Raw genomic sequence first — 19347 nt, forward strand, 5'->3', positions numbered from 1 at the left:
CTGCTGTCTGGCTGCTGCCCTCCCCCTCGCACCAATCGCGACTTTCATTATCCGGCGCGGCCACGGCGGACCGCATTCTTCCTGTGTCAATAGCAGTCGGGAATGCGCTCTCGCGGCCTCGCCGAGGAGCTCAGCTTACATGGCAGACAAAATGCTTATCGATGCGTCTCACGAGGAAGAGACGCGCGTCGTTGTCGTTCGCGGGAACCGCATAGAAGAATTTGATTTCGAGTCGCAGCACAAGAAGCAAATCCGCGGCAACATTTATCTTGCAAAAGTGACGAGGGTCGAACCCTCGCTGCAGGCCGCCTTCGTCGATTACGGCGGCAACCGGCACGGTTTCCTGGCCTTCGCCGAAATTCATCCCGATTATTATCAGATTCCGCTAGCCGATCGTCAGGCCCTGCTTCGCGCCGAAGCCGAAGAGCATCGCCGCGACGAAGATGTCGAGCATGTCGAAACTGCTCCGCTGGTCGATCTGTCGACACAGGAACAGCCCGATATCGGTATCGTTCCAATCGAGCAGCCCGAAACAGCCGCTCCGGAAGTGGAAGCTGCCGCAGCTGAAGAACAAGCGCCCGTTGCTGAAGAAGCCCCTGCCAAGAAGCCCCGCGCCCGCCGCAGCCGCAAGAAGGTAGCCGAACCGGTCGCCGAAGAAGCAGCGGCACCGGAAGCATCCGAGGCATCTGTTGCTGACAATGACGACGAAGGTTCCTCCGGCGGCGAAATGGCCGCGATGGTCGAAACCGACTCCATTTCCGAAGACGTCGACGTCTCCAAGCGTCGTCACGATGATGACGACGACGATGATCACGACGACCATGGCGAAGAGGAAGTCATCGAATCGGTCGGCGCTGAAGATGCGATGGAAGAAGTTCCGGACCGGGTGCAGCGCAAGCCGCGCAAGCAGTACCGTATCCAGGAAGTCATCAAGCGCCGCCAGATCCTGCTGGTGCAGGTTGCCAAGGAAGAGCGCGGCAATAAGGGTGCTGCTCTCACCACTTATCTCTCGCTCGCCGGCCGTTACTCGGTCCTGATGCCGAACACGGCACGCGGCGGCGGCATTTCCCGCAAGATCACCAACCCGCAGGACCGCAAGCGGCTGAAGGAAATCGCCCGCATGCTGGAGGTGCCGCATGGCATGGGTGTGATCTTGCGCACCGCCGGTGCGAACCGCACCAAGGTTGAGGTCAAACGCGACTTCGAATACCTGATGCGCCTGTGGGAGAACGTCCGCACACTGACGCTCGCTTCCACCGCTCCTTGCCTCGTTTACGAGGAAGGCTCGCTCATCAAGCGCTCGATCCGCGATCTCTACAACAAGGATATCAGCGAGATCATCGTTGCCGGCGAAGAAGGCTATCGTGAAGCGAAAGACTTCATGAAGATGTTGATGCCGAGCCACGCCAAGGTGGTTCAGCCCTATCGCGACATCCATCCGATCTTTTCGCGCTCCGGCATCGAGGCTCAGCTCGACCGTATGCTGCAGCCACAGGTGACGTTGAAGTCGGGCGGCTACCTGATCATGAACCAGACGGAAGCTCTGGTTTCGATCGACGTCAACTCCGGCCGCTCAACCCGCGAGCATTCGATCGAGGATACGGCGCTCCAGACGAACCTTGAAGCAGCGGAAGAAATCGCCCGTCAGCTTCGCCTGCGCGACCTTGCAGGCCTGATCGTCATCGACTTCATCGACATGGAAGAAAAGCGCAACAACCGCGCTGTCGAGAAGAAGCTGAAGGAATGCCTGAAGAACGACCGTGCCCGTATCCAGGTCGGCCGCATCTCGCATTTCGGCCTTCTGGAAATGTCGCGCCAGCGCATCCGCGCTTCCGTTCTCGAATCGACGACGCAGGTCTGCTCGCATTGCGGCGGCACCGGTCACGTCCGTTCGCAGTCTTCTGTCGCCCTGCATGTGCTGCGCGGCATCGAGGAATATCTACTCAAGAACACGACGCACAATATCACCGTGCGCACGACGCCCGACATCGCGCTTTATCTGCTGAACCACAAGCGCCAGACGATCGTCGATTATGAAAGCCGCTTCGGTGTGGCGATCATCATCGATGCAGATGGCTCTGTCGGTGCGCAGCATTTCGCGATCGATCGCGGCGAGCCGGTGGAAAACCCGGTCAAGATCGAAAGCCTCTTCAATTTCGCAGCCATCCCGGATGACGATGACGACGATGTCGTTATCGAGCATGACGAGGAGGAAGACGAAGAACTGGAAGAAAAACCTGCCGTTGCCGAGCGCCCTGCTGCTCGTGCGGAGAGCGAAGGCGAAGGTGGACGCAAGCGCAAGCGCCGTCGTCGCCGCCGTGGCCGCAACGGCAATGCCGAACAGCAGATCGCCGCCGACGCCGTGTCCGGCGAGGCTGACGACAGCGATGAAGGCGAGGAAGACGGCAGCGAAGGTGATAGCGATGCCGTGGAAACACCGGCCGAGGCTCGCGCCGAAGGTGACGACTCCCAGCGCCGCAAGCGCCGCCGTCGCGGCAAGCGCGGTGGCCGCCGCAACCGCGGTGAAGAAGGCGCTGAAGCCGGCGCCGTTTCCGAAGGTGATCACGCTGACGAAGGCGACGACAGTGCAGCCGACGAGACTTCCGAGACCACGGTAGAAGTCATCGAAGCCGTCGCGGCCGAAGCGGTTGAAGATCAGCCGGCAATGGCCGCTGTCGAAGCTGGCGAAAGTGTCGTCGAAGAGGTCAAGCCAGCACGCGGCCGCGGCCGCCGCAAGGCTGCTGCTGCACCTTCACCGGTCGAAGAGCCCGTGATCGAAGTGCCGGTCGCCGAGACCACGACCGAAGCCGAGCCGGAAGCAGCGGAAGCGTCTGCAGATCTTGCAACCCCGGCACAGGAAGAGGCAAAGCCAGTCCGCGCCAACCGCGGATCCAATGTCTCGTCGTCCGAGCCGACCGTTACCTCGACCCGCACCGAGAGCGCGGAAGCGGAGGGCGAAGGCAAGCCGAAGAAGGCAGGCTGGTGGCAGCGCCGCGGCTTCTTCTGAAAGCTGTTTTTTGGCGATAAGTGACACGATCCGGCTGCGGCAACGCGGCCGGATTTTTTTGTCCATTGGAATGACGTGCCTTACCCTGGTAGCCGATCGGAAGAATGCCTGGGGCTAGAGTGTACGGCCGAACCAGACAGTGGTTTCGGATGGCGACACTAATGGCGGGACGAGACGCGTGAAGCCGCGCGAGGACCAGAAGCGGGCCGCCGTGATTTCCGTCATTAACCCCGAGATGAATGCCGCTCACGCCAGCCAGCATATCGGGCACGCAGAACTGGCCACCATTCGCGTTCCAGCCGTGCTTCGAAGGCGGCGTGTCATAGGCGCCAACGATATAGCCGGCAATGCCCTGCCCGTCCTCCACGACGACAGTCGCTTCGGGGCTCAACACCACCTAGGGCGCAGAATAGCTGTGGCCGATTAGCCTTGTGTCGCGATAGAGATGGCTCGATCCTGCCCGCCATCACCGGTCGCAAACGAGATGGCGTAGATCTGATCAGGATCGTCCTGCCGCGCGTTGCGGATCGGCAGCATTCACGCTGCCGGCGGATAGAGCAGGTCGACGATGTAGCTCGCGTCGAAACGGGAATCGAGCATGCCATAGGTGGAGCGCCAGCCACCCGCAAGACGGGTCTCAATGAAAGCGTCGGCGATGCGCCCTGCTCCAAGGCGATAAAGCTCGGCGGCGCCGGCAACGAGCGCCAGCTGCTCGACGAGAAGGCGAGCAGCGCCTTCATCCTGTTCACACAACGCGATTGCTGCGCGCAGCACATCGATCGTCTTCTTGCCGGCGGGGCCGAGATCACGCGCAAAGCCTGCAAAGACCGTCTCGAAGAGATCCTTGCCGCGGTTGAGTACGCGCAACACATCGAGCGCCATCACGTTGCCCGAGCCTTCCCAGATCGCATTGACCGGGGCCTCGCGATAATGGCGCGCGATCGGGCGCTCCTCGATATAGCCGCTACCCCCGATGCACTCCATCGCCTCATAGATCAGCGACGGGGCGATCTTGCAGCACCAATATTTGGCGACAGGCGTCATGACGCGGGCATAGGCGGCATCTTCCGCATTGCCGCGCGCCTTGTCGAAGGCATCGGCCAAGCGGAAGGAAAGAGCCGTGGCGGCAGCAACATCGAGCGCCATATCGGCGAGCACGCGGGTCATGATCGGCTGGTTGACCAGCATCTTTCCAAAGACGCTACGACCACGGGTATGGTGAACGGCCTCGGCGAGCGAAGCGCGCATGATGCCGGAAGAGGCCAGAGCGCAGTCGAGCCGTGTCAGCGTTACCATGTCGAGAATAGTGCGGATGCCGGCATCGGGACCACCGAGCAGGAAGCCGAACGTATCCGTGAACTCTACTTCGGAAGACGCGTTGGAGCGGTTGCCGACCTTGTCCTTCAGCCGCTGGAATTGCAGACCGTTGGCAGAACCGTCCTCGAGCAGACGCGGCACCAGGAAGCAACCCATGCCCTCCTTGGTCTGCGCCAGCATGATGAAGGCGTCGCTCATCGGCGCGGACATGAACCACTTGTGGCCGGAGAGCCGGTAAATGCCCTCGCTCACCTTCTCGGCCGCGGTCGTGTTGGCACGGACATCAGTGCCGCCCTGCTTTTCCGTCATGCCCATGCCGATCGTCACGGCGGATTTCTGCATGGCCGGACGGTTGGACGAGTCGTATTTGCGCGAGAGGATCTTCGGTGCCCAGTCCTTCTGGACTGCCGGTGAAGCCGAAAGGGCGGCAACGGATGCGCTCGTCATCGTCAGCGGGCAAAGATGGCCGGATTCGAGCTGCGCGGTCAGATAGAAACGGGCTGCGCGAATATGATGGGCCTGATCCTTGGCCTCCGTATCGGCCTGCGGGTCCCAGACCGAGGAATGCAGGCCCGACGCCATCGAACGGCGCATCAGCGCATGCCAGGCTGGGTGGAATTCGACGATGTCCAATCGCTCGCCGCGCGGGCCGTGAGTGCGCAGCTGCGGCGTGCCCTGGTTTGCCATGCGCGCCAGTTCCTGCGCTTCCGGCGAGGTGACGAAGCGGCCCATGTTTTCAAGGTCTTCACGGATGGCGCGCGGCAGCGAGGCGGTCAGGTCGACGATCAGCGGATCGGATCGATAGGCGTTGATTCCCGACCAGAGGCTCGGCTGGTTGAGTTCGGCGAGTTTATCTTCGGTCCGGTTTGCGGATGTCATTGTTCGCTTCTATTTCATGAGCCCGGCAAAGGGAAACCGGAAGTTCGTGATTCGCAGATTTCTGCTCTACAGCGCCGCGCGTCTTTTCAGACGCGTAGAGGACCCTGTAGCACTTTAAATTGCTGCATAGTTTTATCCTTAAATCGATTCCGATTTAAGGAATCATGCAGTAACGAGATTCGACGGAAAATGCATGGGGAACATAGGGATTTGTGTATAGGACGCGCTTGCCCCTTCCCCCCACACTCTTTATAGACCCCGCGAAGACAAGAAGAGGCAGGGTCATGGTCTTTTTCCCCCACCGCCACCTCATTGGCATCAAGGGCCTCACCGAGCAGGATATAACCTATCTTCTCGACAAGGCCGACGAAGCGGTCAAGATCAGCCGACAGCGAGAGAAGAAGACGTCGACCCTCCGGGGGCTGACGCAGATCAACCTCTTCTTCGAGGCGTCGACGCGCACGCAAGCTTCCTTCGAACTTGCCGGCAAGCGTCTTGGCGCCGACGTGATGAATATGTCGGTCGGCAACTCCTCGGTGAAGAAGGGCGAAACGCTGATCGATACGGCGATGACGCTGAATGCGATGCGGCCTGATGTGCTAATCATCCGCCACTCTAGCGCCGGTGCTGCTGCGCTTCTTGCCCAGAAGGTCTCCTGCTCCGTCGTCAATGCCGGCGATGGCCAGCATGAACATCCGACACAGGCGCTGCTCGATGCGCTGACGATCCGCCGCGCCAAGGGCCGGCTGTCGCGCATCATCGTGGCGATCTGCGGTGACGTGCTGCATTCGCGCGTGGCGCGCTCCAATATTCTGCTTTTGAATGCAATGGGCGCGCGTGTGCGTGTCGTTGCGCCGGCGACGCTGCTGCCGGCCGGCATCGCAGAAATGGGTGTCGAGGTCTTTCATTCGATGAAGGAAGGGCTGAAGGACGCCGACGTTGTCATGATGCTGCGGCTGCAGCGCGAGCGCATGTCGGGCGCCTTCGTGCCGTCGGTGCGCGAATACTATCACTTCTACGGCCTCGACGCGGAAACGCTGAAGGCAGCGAAGGAGGATGCGCTGGTCATGCATCCGGGACCGATGAACCGTGGCGTAGAAATCGCCTCCGAGGTCGCCGATGGTCCGCAGAGCGTAATCGCCGAACAGGTGGAGATGGGGGTCGCCGTGCGCATGGCCGTCATGGAAGCGCTGCTCGTTTCCCAAAACCAGGGACCCCGCACCGATGGAGTGGGCGCATGAGCAATCTCGTCCTCAAGAACGTCCGCATAATCGACCCCTCCCGCAATCTCGATGAGATCGGCACTGTCATCGTCAAGGACGGTCGCATCGTCGCGGCCGGCAAGGATGCACAAAACCAGGGCACTCCCTCAGGGGCTACCGTGCGCGATTGCACCGGCCTCGTCGCAACGCCCGGTCTCGTCGACGCCCGAGTCCATATCGGCGAACCGGGCGGTGAGTATCGCGAGACCATTGCCTCGGCAAGCCGCGCTGCGGCGGCGGGCGGTGTGACCTCGATCATTATGATGCCCGACACACACCCCGTTATCGACGACATTGCGCTCGTCGAGTTCGTCAAGAAGACAGCGCGGGATACGGCCGTCGTCAACGTCTATCCGGCAGCGGCCATCACCAAGGGGCTCGCCGGCGAAGAGATGACGGAAATCGGCCTATTGATGGAGGCTGGCGCCGTCGCCTTCACCGACGCGCAGGCCACCATATCCGATACACAGGTGCTGCGCCGGGTGATGACCTATGCACGCGAATTCGGCGCCGTCATTTCCTGCGCCACGCGTGACAAATATCTCGGCGCCAATGGCGTCATGCATGAAGGCCTGCTCGCAAGCTGGCTCGGCCTTTCGGGCATTCCGAAGGAAGCGGAGCTGATCCCGCTGGAGCGCGACCTGCGCATCGCCCAGTTGACCCGCGGCAACTATCACGCTGCGATGATCTCCGTTCCGGAATCGGTCGAGGCGATCGAACTTGCCCGCTCGCGCGGCGCGAAAGTAACCTGCGGTATATCGATCAACAACCTGGCGCTTAACGAGAACGACATCGGCGAATATCGGACCTTCTTCAAGCTCTATCCGCCGCTGCGCTCCGAGGATGACCGGGTGGCGATGGTGGATGCGCTGGCCAGGGGCGCGATCGATATCATCGTCTCCTCGCACGATCCGCAGGATGTCGATACCAAGCGACTGCCCTTCGGCGAGGCCGAAGATGGCGCAGTGGGCCTCGAAACCATGCTCGCCGCAGCCTTGCGGCTCTATCACAGCGAGCAGGTCAGCCTGATGCGGCTGATCGATGCGATGTCGACGCGGCCGGCGCAAATCTTCGGTCTCGATGCCGGCACCCTGAAACCTGGTGCCAGAGCCGATATCGCGCTGATTGATCTCGAAGAACCTTGGCTTGTCGCCAAGGACATGCTTCTTTCTCACTCGAAGAACACGCCGTTCGAGGATGCACGTTTCAGCGGGCGAGCCGTGGCAACCTATGTCAGTGGCAAGCTGGTTCACACATTGCAGGGCTGAGGGCCGCCCAGCGCTTGCAGGTGGCCTTTCGGCAGAGGATTGGGGAACAAAATGATATCTGATCTTGTCACCTGGCAGATAACGCTGCCACTGGCGCTTGCCGCGATCGTCGTGGGCTACCTGCTCGGCTCCATCCCGTTCGGCCTCATCCTGACGCGTGCCGCCGGCCTCGGCGATGTGCGAAGCATCGGCTCCGGCAATATCGGCGCCACAAATGTCCTGCGCACAGGCAACAAGAAGCTTGCGGCTGCAACGCTGCTGCTCGACGCGTTGAAGGCTGCCGTAGCCGCCTGGATCATGGCCTATTTCGCGGGTGAGGAAGCGGGCATCATCGCCGGTTTCTTCGCTTTCATCGGCCATCTCTTCCCCGTCTGGATCGGCTTCAAGGGCGGTAAGGGTGTCGCCACCTATATCGGCACACTTCTCGGTGTTGCACCGCTCATGGTCCTGCTCTTTGCCGCCGTCTGGCTGGGAACCGCCTTTATCACGCGCTACTCCTCGCTTTCCGCGCTGATCGCCATGCTTGTCATTCCGGTTGCATTGTGGATATTGGGCGACGAAAAGGTTGCGGCGATCATGGCGATCATGACCGTCATCTCCTATTGGAAGCACAAGGCCAATATTTCCCGCCTGATGAATGGCACGGAAAGCAAGATCGGGGCTAAGGGATAATGGACGCGCTCAGCGCAAAGCCAAAGGGAGTTGCGCTGACCGACAAGCAGAGGATCGCCTGGCTGCGGCTGATCCGTTCCGACAATGTCGGCCCTGCAACCTTTCGCGATCTCATCAATCATTTCGGCTCGGCGGAAGCGGCACTTTCCATGCTGCCGGAGCTTTCGGCGCGGGGCGGTGCCACACGCTCCATCCGCATCGCAACGGAAGCCGAGGCCTATCGCGAACTGGATGCGGCACAGCGCTTCGGCGCCCGTTTCGTCGGCATTGGCGAGCCTGAATATCCGCATGCTTTGCGCCAGATCGATGGCGCGCCGCCGCTCTTGGCGGTCAAGGGCGATCTTTCCGCGGCAAATCGGCCGGCCATCGGCATCGTCGGGTCGCGCAATGCCTCCATCAGCGGCTCGAAATTCGCGGCGATGATTGCGCGCGACTGCGGTCGGGCCGGCTACGTCATCGTCTCCGGGCTTGCCCGCGGCATCGATACGGCCGCCCATCGGGCAAGTCTTGGCACCGGCACCATAGCCGCCATGGCCGGCGGGCTGGATCAACCCTACCCACCTGAAAATGTCGGTTTGCTGGACGAGATATGGAATGGCAATGGCCTTGCCGTCAGCGAGATGCCTTTCGGCTGGGAACCGCGTGCCCGCGATTTCCCCCGTCGAAACCGCCTGATATCAGGCATTGCGCTTGGCGTCGTGATCGTGGAAGCAGCGGTTCGTTCCGGCTCGCTGATCACGGCACGAATGGCAGGCGAATTCGGGCGTCTGGTCTTTGCCGTGCCGGGCTCGCCGCTCGACCCGCGCTGTCAGGGCACGAACGGGCTTTTAAAAGACGGGGCAATGATCGTCACCTCACCCGAGGACGTCGTCGAGGCCTTGGCGCCGCTTTCCCAGCCCGATCTCTTCTCTCTGCCATCAGCCGAGGAACCAAGACGTGAGGGCGGCAAAATATCGCTTCCGCCCGATGAAACGGATCGCTCGCTCATCATCGATGCACTCGGTCCGACACCAGTGGAGGTCGACGACATCATCCGTCACACCGGTCTTTCGGCTTCCGCCGTCTATCTCGTTCTCCTGGAGCTGGATATGGCAGGCCGGCTTCACCGTCATGCCGGCGGATTGATTTCAATTTCCATGACCGACTGAGCCGCCATGCATGCGCGACTGCAGGTCCCCAGCCTCGACATAGGCCATTTCGATGAGATAACACAGCATCTCCGCCTGTTCGCGCTCTGCCATCTGGTGCAGTTCTCCAAGCATCTGACGGATGAAAGCAACGTTCTCGAGCGACGCCGCGCGATCGATGTCTTTTTCTGCAACGTTCAGCGCCATGATTGTCTCTGTGAAATCGGAGAAGGCTGCCTTACAAGGAGCCGAACCACCTTTCAAAAACGATAGCGCATCCATCCTGAATTGCAATAGTTTCAAAGTCTCTCATTGGTTGCGATGCCCGGCAAAGAGGTAAAATTGCAGCAAACCTCTTGACCACAGCGAATTCCCTGTCCATGTCGGAGGGCCGGTATTCATATTGCAGTACGTGTTGCGCCTGCCTGATTGCCGGATTGACATCTTTTTTAGAGAATCATCATGAATGTTGTAGTGGTGGAATCGCCTGCCAAGGCCAAGACGATCAACAAGTATCTGGGTCCAGGATACAAGGTGCTCGCCTCTTTCGGCCATGTGCGCGATCTGCCTGCCAAGGATGGATCAGTTCTTCCGGATCAGGATTTCGAGATGCTTTGGGAGGTGGATGGTGCCTCGTCAAAGCGCATGAAGGATATTGCCGACGCGGTGAAATCCTCCGACGGCCTCATCCTTGCGACCGACCCTGATCGCGAAGGCGAAGCGATCTCCTGGCATGTTCTCGACCTTCTGAACAAGAAGCGCGTCATCAATGGCAAGCCCGTCAAGCGCGTCGTCTTCAACGCCATCACCAAAAAGGCCGTGCTCGATGCGATGGCCGATCCGCGCGATATCGACGTCTCTCTGGTCGACGCCTATCTGGCGCGCCGCGCACTCGACTATCTCGTCGGTTTCAACCTCTCGCCAGTTCTTTGGCGCAAGCTGCCCGGCGCGCGTTCGGCCGGCCGCGTGCAGTCGGTGGCGCTGCGCCTCGTCTGCGACCGTGAATCCGAGATCGAGCGCTTCATTTCCGAAGAATACTGGAACCTCTCTGCGCTCCTGAAGACACCGCGCGGCGACGAGTTCGAAGCCAGGCTCGTTGCCGCCAACGGCAAGCGGCTGCAGCCGCGCTCGATCGGCAATGGCGAAGAAGCCGGCAAGCTGAAGGCTCTGCTAGAGGGCGCAAGCTATGTCGTCGAAAGCGTCGAGGCAAAGCCCGTCAAGCGCAATCCGGCACCGCCGTTTACGACTTCCACGCTGCAGCAGGCCGCCTCCTCCAAACTCGGCTTCTCGGCATCACGTACTATGCAGATCGCGCAGAAGCTCTACGAGGGCGTCGATATAGGCGGCGAAACTGTCGGTCTCATTACCTATATGCGTACGGACGGCGTGCAGATGGCACCCGAGGCGATTGATGCAGCGCGGCGCGCCATCGGCGAGCAGTTCGGCGATCGTTATCTGCCGGAAAAGGCCCGTTTCTACTCGACCAAGGCGAAGAACGCCCAGGAAGCACACGAAGCGATTCGTCCGACGGATTTCAACCGCTCACCCGATCGCGTGCGCAAATTCCTGGATGCCGACCAGATCCGCCTCTACGACCTGATCTGGAAGCGCGGCATCGCCAGCCAGATGGCATCGGCCGAGATCGAGCGTACGACGGCCGAAATCATCGCCGACAATAATGGTCAGAAGGCCGGCCTGCGTGCCGTTGGCTCCGTTATCCGCTTCGACGGCTTCATTGCCGCCTATACCGACCAGAAGGAGGATGGCGAGCAGAGCGACGACGCTGACGACGAGGATGGCCGCCTGCCGGAGATCAATGCGCGCGAGAACCTCGCGAAGCAGAAGATCAATTCCACGCAGCATTTCACCGAACCGCCGCCGCGTTACTCCGAAGCTTCGCTCATCAAGAAGATGGAAGAACTCGGTATCGGGCGTCCATCCACCTATGCCGCGACGCTCGCGACACTGCGCGACCGCGATTATGTGACGATCGACAAGCGCAAGCTGATCCCGCAAGCCAAGGGGCGTCTCGTCACCGCCTTCCTCGAAAGCTTCTTCACGAAGTACGTGGAGTACGACTTCACGGCAGATCTCGAAGAGAAGCTCGACCGGATTTCGGCTGGCGAACTCAATTGGAAGCAGGTTCTTCGCGACTTCTGGAAGGATTTCTTCTCGCAGATCGAAGATACCAAGGAACTGCGCGTCACCAACGTTCTGGACTCGCTCAACGAAGCGCTGGCGCCCCTCGTTTTTCCCAAGCGTGAAGACGGCAGCGATCCGCGCATCTGCCAGGTCTGCGGCACCGGCAACCTATCGCTGAAGCTCGGCAAATACGGCGCCTTCGTCGGCTGCTCGAATTACCCGGAATGCAATTACACCCGCCAGCTCTCCTCCGAGAATGGCGGCGAGGCCGAAGGGGTTGCACTGAACGAGCCAAAGAGCCTCGGCACCGATCCGACCACCGGCGAGGAACTCACGCTGCGTTCGGGGCGTTTCGGACCTTATATACAGCGCGGCGACGGCAAGGATGCCAAGCGCTCCTCGCTGCCCAAGGGCTGGAAACCAGAAGATATTGACTACGAGAAGGCGATGGCGCTGATTTCACTGCCGCGCGATATCGGCAAACATCCGGAAACCGGCAAGATGATCTCTTCCGGGCTCGGCCGCTATGGGCCGTTCCTGCTGCATGACGGCACCTATGCCAATCTGGAGAGCATCGAGGACGTCTTCTCGGTCGGCCTCAACCGCGCCGTGACGCTGATTGCCGAAAAGCAGGCTAAGGCGCCGGGCGGCAACCGCGGAACGCCGGCCGCGTTGAAGGAGCTGGGCGATCATCCTGACGGTGGTGCGATCACCGTTCGCGACGGCCGCTATGGTCCCTATGTCAACTGGGGCAAGGTCAATGCGACGCTACCCAAAGGCAAGGATCCGCAGACCATCACCGTCGAAGAAGCGCTGGCGCTGATTGCGGAAAAGGCCGGTAAGACGCCCGCTGCCAAGACCAAGGCTAAGACGGCTGCTAAGGCCAAACCAGTCGCGAAGCCGAAGACTGCGGCAGCCGAAGCCAAGACGACGAAGACTGCCGCAAAGCCGAAGGCAGCCAAGGCAAAAGCAGCGGCGAAAACGAAAAAGAGCTGAGAGTGGCCAGAGAACCGCGCGAGACTACGAGAGCCACGGGCAAGCGCCCGGGAAAGTTCGGACGCGCGAGCAGAGAAGCCGCGCCCGAGCCGCTGAATATCGTGCATGGCGCCCTGCCGCCGCGCGAGGTTATCCTGCGCTTCATTGCCGAGCATCCGCAGAAGGCTTCCAAACGCGAACTCGCAAAGGCCTTCGGGCTGAAGGGGGAAGGCCGCGTCGAGCTCAAGCATCTGCTTCAGGAGCTGGAGCAGGAAGGTATGCTGCAGAAGAGCCGCAAATCGCTGATCCGGCCGGGTGCCCTGCCGCCCGTCACCGTGCTCGACATTACCACGCGCGATAAGGACGGCGAGCTGATCGGCCGCCCGGCCGAATGGCCTGAGGATCAGGGTGTGGCGCCGGCCGTCGCCATCCGTCAGCAATCGCCTGCCGGCCGTCAAGGCAAGGGCAAGGCGCCTGTTGCCGGCATCGGCGACCGGATCCTCGCCAAGATATTCCCGGCCGTTGACCGTGGCGGCCCGGCCTATACGGCCCGCATCATCAAGGTAATCGACAAGCGGCGCGGCGCGACCATGGGCGTCTTCAAGGATGTGCCGGGTGGTGCCGGACGCCTGCTGCCCATCGATCGGCGCGGCGAAGAAATGGTGATCGACCCCGATTACAAGGGCGATGCCAAGGATGGCGATCTGGTCGAGGTGGAAATCGCCCGCCTTGGCCGCTTCGGACTCGCCCGCGCCAAGGTGCTGTCGGTCATCGGTTCCGTCGGTTCGGAAAAGGCGATCTCGATGATCGCCATTCATGCGCATGGCATTCCGCATGTCTTTCCGCCGGCGGTCGTTGCAGAAGCCGATGACGCCAAGCCTGCCACCATGTCGCATCGGGAAGACTGGCGCGACATACCGCTGATCACTATCGACCCGGCCGATGCGAAGGATCATGACGATGCCGTCTATGCCGAGGACGATCCATCCGAGGACAATGCCGGCGGCGTTATCGTCACCGTCGCGATTGCCGACGTCTCCTGGTATGTGCGACCCAACTCGCCGCTCGACCGCGAAGCACTGAAGCGCGGCAATTCGGTCTATTTCCCTGATCGTGTCGTGCCGATGCTGCCGGAGCGCATCTCCAACGATCTCTGCTCGCTGAAGGAAGGCGTTGACCGCCCTGCCCTTGCCGTGCGCATGGTCTTTTCGAAGGAAGGCCGCAAAATCGGCCACACCTTCCACCGCATCATGATGAAGAGCGCTGCCAAGCTCTCCTATCAGCAGGCGCAGGCGGCTATCGACGGCAAGCCCGACGACAAGACCGGCCCGATGCTAGAGCCGATCCTGAAGCCGCTCTGGCACGCCTACGAGACGATGAAGCGCGGTCGCGAGCGGCGCCAGCCGCTCGAACTCGACATGCCCGAGCGCAAGATCCTGCTGAAACCCGACGGCACCGTCGATCGTGTCTTCGTGCCGCCGCGCCTCGATGCACACAAGCTGATCGAAGAGATGATGATCCAAGCGAACGTCGCAGCTGCCGAGACGCTGGAGAAAAAGCGCCAGGCGCTGATCTACCGCATTCACGACTCCCCGACGCTTGCCAAGCAGGAAGTGCTGCGGGAGTTCCTCGCTACCCTCGGCATCTCGCTTGCCAAGGGCGGCAATGTGCGCGCCAACAGCTTCAACGGTATTCTCGCCAAGGCTGATGGCACGCCGCACCAGACCATGGTGAACGAAATGGTGCTGCGTTCGCAGAGCCAGGCAATCTACAGCCCTGACAATATCGGTCACTTCGGCCTGAACCTGATGAAGTATGCGCACTTCACTTCGCCGATCCGCCGTTATGCCGACCTCATCGTGCATCGGGCGCTGGTCGGTGCGCTCGGCTTCGGCGAAGGCGGCATCACGCCGGATGAGGAGGCAACACTCGACGATATCGCTGCCGAGATCTCCACCTTCGAACGCCGCGCCATGGCCGCCGAGCGAGAGACGGTCGATCGCCTGATCGCCCACCATCTTGCTGGTCGCATCGGCCAGGAATTCGACGGACGCGTTTCAGGCGTCACCAAATCCGGTCTGTTTATCTTGCTTCCGGACTATGGCGCTGATGGTTTCATCCCTATATCTACGCTCGGCACCGACTATTTCATCTATGACGAGGCGCATCAGGCGCTGACCGGGGAGAAAACCGGGCTCGGCTATCGTCTCGGCGACGATGTGACGGTGCGGTTGGCAGAGGCGATCCCGCTTGCGGGGGCCCTGCGATTTGAAATGCTGAGCGAGGGACGCAAGATGCCGACGGCTGTGCGCTCCTTCCACAAGGCGGGACGGCGCGACGCAAGCCGCGCTCGCAAAAAAGTCGGAACGAGGCCCCCGCGCGGTAGGCGTTAGTTCCGGAAAGGGAAGAACCATGAGCACACCGGCAGACGAGATCGTTCGCTACGGGGATACGTCCGGTGCCGAGCGGCCGCTCGGACGCTCCATCACGCGAGGCTTCTTGAATCGCTGTCCGGCCTGTGGCAGCGGCAAGCTATTTCGTGCCTTTCTCAAACCCGTCGATCATTGCGCCGCCTGCGGCGAGGCGATGTACCACCACCGCGCCGACGATCTGCCGCCCTATCTCGTCATCCTCGTGCTCGGCCATGTCGTCGTCGGCGGCTTCATGTTGACGGACATGACGTTCGTGCTGCCAGTCTGGGTGCATCTCGCCATTTGGGCACCGATCACCGTCATCACCGCGCTCGTCTCGATCCAGCCGATAAAGGGTGGCGTCATCGGCCTGCAATGGGCGTTGAGGATGCATGGTTTCGGCGGTGACGACGACGAACCGGACGATCACGACGCACCCGGCCGCCAAGCTTGAACACCTTCACCTTACAGACATATTTCGCGTGTAGTGGCAGCGGCCAGAGCGCCGTGGCCTGTAGCCGACTATCTGCAGTACATCGTCACGGTAATCATTTCTTGTACGGGGAACTCAAGAACTCGTCGGGAGACGCCGGAAATACTATGAAACCCTGCCCGTCACTTGGATTTGGCACGCCTATGTCTTTCTATGTGACACCAGACGGACGATTCGTCCGCATACTTCTCTAAGGATGGATAAATGTCTCAGCCGAAGAACGGCACACCGGGCGATGTCGAGGAAATCCATTGGCCTTCTCTGGTGGCAGCCGTCTCTTCCATTTCCGCTGTCGGCATAGCGATAGGCCTGGGACTGCCTCTTCTCAGCATCATTCTCGAAAAGCGCGGCATCTCTTCCACCCTTATCGGTCTCAATACCGCGATGGCCGGTATCGCGGCGATGGCGGCAGCGCCGATCACGACAAAGCTCGCGCATCAGTATGGCGTCGCACCCACCATGCTGTGGGCGGTGCTGATCTCGGCGCTGAGTGCGCTCGGATTCTATTATGCGCAGGATTTCTGGATGTGGTTTCCGCTGCGCTTCGCCTTCCATGGTGCTACGACCACGCTCTTCATCCTGTCGGAATTCTGGATCAACGCTGCCTCGCCACCTTCCAAACGCGGCTTCGTGCTCGGCATCTACGCAACGGTTCTTTCACTCGGCTTTGCCGCCGGGCCGCTGATCTTCTCGCTGCTCGGCAGCGAGGGCATCCTGCCCTTCCTAGTCGGCGCCTTCGCGATCCTGCTCGCTGCGATCCCGATTTTCATCGCCCGGCATGAGAGCCCGGTCCTGGACGAAAAGCCGGAGTTGCATTTCATGCGCTACGTCTTCCTAGTGCCGACCGCGACAGCAGCCGTCTTTATTTTCGGTGCGGTCGAAGCCGGCGGCCTCTCGCTCTTTCCGATCTTTGCCGTGCGGGCGCATTTCACCGAATCGCAGGCCGCCCTGCTTCTGACCATGATGGGTGTCGGCAACGTCATCTTCCAAATCCCGCTCGGGTTGCTTTCCGATAGCATCAAGGACAAGCGTCCCCTGCTCGTGCTCATGGCGCTTACCGGCTTCACCGGCACGATGATGCTGCCGATCCTCGTCAACAACTGGCTTCTCATGGCCGGGCTTCTGGTTTTCTGGGGCGGTTGCGTCTCCGGTCTCTACACTGTTGGACTGAGCCATCTCGGCTCGCGACTGACAGGTTCCGATCTTGCGGCGGCCAATGCGGCCTTCGTTTTCTGCTATGCCGTTGGCACCGTTGCCGGTCCGCAGGTGATCGGCGCAGCCATCGACGTTGCAGGAAACAACGGCTTTGCCTGGTCAATTGCTTGCTTCTTCGGGCTTTATGCTCTTCTCGCGGGCATAAGACTGCTTTTCCTCGGAAAGCGGGCTTGACTTTTCGGGCAAGATTCGTAGTTTCGCGCCAGAATTTGCCGTGGAGCCTATCCGGCTTTCCACGGCTTTCATTTTCTTAAAGGCAGGACGACCATGGCCAAGGCTACCACTATCAAGATCAAGCTTCTGTCGACGGCCGACACCGGTTTCTTCTACGTCACGACGAAGAATAGCCGTACGATGACGGACAAGATGACGAAGACCAAGTATGACCCGATTGCTAAGAAGCATGTCGAGTTCAAGGAAACCAAGATCAAGTAATTACTGGATCTCACGTTTTTTTAAAAAAAGCGCGCGCCTTCGGGTTGCGCGCTTTTTGTTTATGCCGGGCTCACGTAAGGTCAATGTTAGCGCAAACAGAAAAACGCCGCCCTTCCATCTTCGGGAAGGGACGGCGTTTTTATGAAAAGGGGGTCGGCCAGCAAGCAAAACGGCACGAGGAACCGTTTAAAGTTGCGTACCAGCCGACCGACCCCACGACCCAGGAGATGCGGCGGACCTGAGCATCATGGGGTATCGACAGCTCCTCCACCGGAGCGCTTTCTGTTCTGAGGCGATAATTTGCGCAAAAATGAAAGAAAATCAACAAATTCTTAATGATAAAATTTCAAGGCATGATTCTATGGTTAAAAGTCCAATTTTGGCACGTGTAAAGAACCGTGCAATTCTCTTTTACCAATCGGACAATATTTAATTTTACCAAGAATTTTACAAATATATTGCAATAACGCCATCATACCTGCCCTTACGTAAAGGGACGGCGTTACATCTGCTGAAATACGATTGACGCGGACAGATTGCTCGGGATGCACTTATAGTCCGCTCTTCTTTGCTCAATTCCTGCCTCTGGTTTTCGCGAGCAGGCGATACGTGTTATCAAAAGAAACGCGCTTTAAAGTCCATTTTGGGGCTATCGGGTTGAAAAATAAGCGGCCTTGTTGCAGCCATCAACATTAAATGTTCGTAAGGTTCAGCTAGCCCAGTGGATAACCGAACGCGGAATGTTATGAAACATCCTGTCGTCAGGCGGCTGAGGCCACGACGCGGTTGCGTCCGGTGTTCTTCGCCTCATAGAGTGCAAGGTCTGCCTGCTTCATGAGTTGGTCGGGCGTTATGACCGAAGCAATACGCGAAGATATGCCGAAAGAGGCCGTAATATTCAGCGTTTCGCCCGACGACTTCAGCAGGAAGGGCGTGCTTTCAACGGCCATGCGCAGGCGCTCGGCAACGGCCGCGGCGACTTCGGGCGAGGTGTCCGGCATGACGACGACAAATTCCTCCCCGCCGTAACGGCAGGCGAGATCGGCACCGCGGACGGTCGAGCGCACGCGGTTTGCAAATTCCTTCAGCACCTGATCGCCGCCGTCGTGGCCATAGGTATCGTTGACCTGTTTGAAGCGGTCGATATCCGTGATCAGAACCGAGAGCGGCCGGCCGCGGGCCATCGAACGGTTGAACAGCACATTGAGATGATTGTCGAGGTAACGGCGATTGTTGAGGCCGGTCAGCGGATCGGTGACTGCGAGCTCGATCGTCTGCTTGACATTGGCGCGCAGGCGGTCGTTGTAGCGCTTGCGCCGAATCTGCGTCAGGCTGCGGGCGACCAGTTCGTTCGGATCGACGGGGCGCACGATATAGTCGTTGACGCCAAGATCGAGTGCCCGGATGACCATGTTGTCGGCGCCCTGCTCGGTGATGATCAGGATCGGCAGGAAACGGGTCCGCTCCAGCGAACGGAACTGCGAGCAGAGCCGCAGCGGGTCGTAATCATCGAAATTGGCGTTGACGATAACGAGTTCGAAAGTGCTCTCGGCCGCTTCGAAAAGGGCAGCCTGTGGATCTGAAATGGCAACCACATCGGCGACAGGCTTCAGCGTCTTGATGATGCGCTCCTGCGAGTTGGCACGGCTGTCGACCAACAATACCTGGCCCGCTTCGTCTGAGCGTTCGTCGCCAGCATGCATCAGCTCATCCATGCCCATCGTCTGAGCGGTCTCGGCGCGCGTGCGCAGTTCGTCGCTCAGCGTCTTCAGGCGCAGCAGGCTCTTCACGCGGGAGATCAGCTGCAGATCGTTGACGGGCTTGGTCAAGAAGTCATCTGCACCGGCCTTCAGGCCGCGCACACGGTCGGCCGACTGGTCGAGCGCGGTGACCATGACGACGGGAATATGCGAGGTCTTAGGATTGGCCTTCAGCCGCTCGCACACTTCGAAGCCATCGATGCCGGGCATCATGATGTCGAGAAGAATGAGGTCTACCTGGTTACGGTCGCAGATCGCCAGCGCCTCGTAGCCGTCGGCGGCTGTCAGCACGTCGAAATATTCGGCCAGCAACCGCGCTTCGAGCAGTTTCACATTCGCCGGAATATCGTCAACTACCAGTATTCGCGCGGTCATTAATCTTTC

Annotated in this window: 13 protein-coding genes; 10 read left to right on the forward strand and 3 right to left on the reverse strand. The window is 60.2% G+C overall.

Translation table 11 applies throughout. The features are described from left to right. The first annotated feature begins 139 nt into the window (after positions 1–139). Positions 140–3007 carry a ribonuclease E/G gene (locus FHX08_RS09580; protein WP_184327093.1) on the forward strand — a complete coding sequence of 956 codons (2868 nt, stop codon included), beginning with the start codon at positions 140–142 and terminating at the stop codon, positions 3005–3007. 537 nt (positions 3008–3544) lie between these two features. On the opposite strand, the gene FHX08_RS09590 is transcribed toward FHX08_RS09580, so the two are convergent. Further along, complete coding sequence (locus tag FHX08_RS09590; protein WP_132651218.1) at positions 3545–5203, reverse strand: acyl-CoA dehydrogenase family protein; 1659 nt, start codon at positions 5201–5203, stop codon at positions 3545–3547. Between the two features lie 284 nt (positions 5204–5487). Here FHX08_RS09590 and FHX08_RS09595 point away from each other — a divergent pair, with 284 nt between their 5' ends. From FHX08_RS09595 to dprA, 4 genes are read left to right on the forward strand one after another with little or no spacing between them, the layout of a single operon-like run. After that, positions 5488–6444 carry an aspartate carbamoyltransferase catalytic subunit gene (locus FHX08_RS09595; RefSeq protein ID WP_037096295.1) on the forward strand — a complete coding sequence of 319 codons (957 nt, stop codon included), beginning with the start codon at positions 5488–5490 and terminating at the stop codon, positions 6442–6444. Next, positions 6441–7733 carry a dihydroorotase gene (locus FHX08_RS09600; RefSeq protein WP_132651216.1) on the forward strand — a complete coding sequence of 431 codons (1293 nt, stop codon included), beginning with the start codon at positions 6441–6443 and terminating at the stop codon, positions 7731–7733. Before FHX08_RS09595 ends, FHX08_RS09600 begins: the two co-directional genes overlap by 4 nt. A 51-nt stretch (positions 7734–7784) precedes the next feature. Then, positions 7785–8405, forward strand: a complete 621-nt coding sequence (gene plsY / locus FHX08_RS09605) for a glycerol-3-phosphate 1-O-acyltransferase PlsY (RefSeq protein WP_132651215.1) — start codon at positions 7785–7787, stop codon at positions 8403–8405. After that, entirely contained in the window at positions 8405–9553 is a 1149-nt protein-coding gene (dprA, locus tag FHX08_RS09610; protein WP_132651214.1) for a DNA-processing protein DprA, read from the forward strand. Before plsY ends, dprA begins: the two co-directional genes overlap by 1 nt. Here dprA and FHX08_RS09615 read toward each other — a convergent pair. Further along, positions 9533–9739 (reverse strand): hypothetical protein, encoded by a 207-nt coding sequence (locus tag FHX08_RS09615; protein WP_132651977.1) that lies wholly within the window; start codon positions 9737–9739, stop codon positions 9533–9535. The two genes, dprA and FHX08_RS09615, sit on opposite strands and share 21 nt — an antisense overlap. Before the next feature lie 255 nt (positions 9740–9994). Between FHX08_RS09615 and topA the strand changes: the two genes are divergently transcribed. The 5 genes from topA to rpmG all read left to right on the forward strand — a co-directional run bounded on the left by topA (position 9995) and on the right by rpmG (position 17203). After that, complete coding sequence (gene topA, locus FHX08_RS09620) at positions 9995–12670, forward strand: type I DNA topoisomerase (protein WP_132651213.1); 2676 nt, start codon at positions 9995–9997, stop codon at positions 12668–12670. Positions 12671–12672: 2 nt separating this feature from the next. Beyond that, positions 12673–15042, forward strand: a complete 2370-nt coding sequence (gene rnr / locus FHX08_RS09625; RefSeq protein WP_132651212.1) for a ribonuclease R — start codon at positions 12673–12675, stop codon at positions 15040–15042. 19 nt (positions 15043–15061) lie between these two features. After that, complete coding sequence (locus FHX08_RS09630) at positions 15062–15514, forward strand: DUF983 domain-containing protein (protein ID WP_132651211.1); 453 nt, start codon at positions 15062–15064, stop codon at positions 15512–15514. Between the two features lie 243 nt (positions 15515–15757). Then, entirely contained in the window at positions 15758–16942 is a 1185-nt protein-coding gene (locus FHX08_RS09635; RefSeq protein WP_132651210.1) for an MFS transporter, read from the forward strand. Between the two features lie 93 nt (positions 16943–17035). After that, a complete protein-coding gene (gene rpmG / locus FHX08_RS09640; RefSeq protein ID WP_003587245.1) occupies positions 17036–17203 on the forward strand; it encodes a 50S ribosomal protein L33 in 168 nt (55 codons plus the stop codon). A 761-nt stretch (positions 17204–17964) separates the two neighbouring features. On the opposite strand, the gene FHX08_RS09645 is transcribed toward rpmG, so the two are convergent. Further along, positions 17965–19338: a PleD family two-component system response regulator gene (locus tag FHX08_RS09645; RefSeq protein ID WP_132651209.1), complete on the reverse strand. Its 1374-nt coding sequence runs from the start codon at positions 19336–19338 to the stop codon at positions 17965–17967. Positions 19339–19347 lie beyond the last annotated feature (9 nt).

Origin of the sequence: Rhizobium sp. BK529 (genome assembly GCF_014194105.1) — a bacterium.
Classification (GTDB): domain Bacteria; phylum Pseudomonadota; class Alphaproteobacteria; order Rhizobiales; family Rhizobiaceae; genus Rhizobium.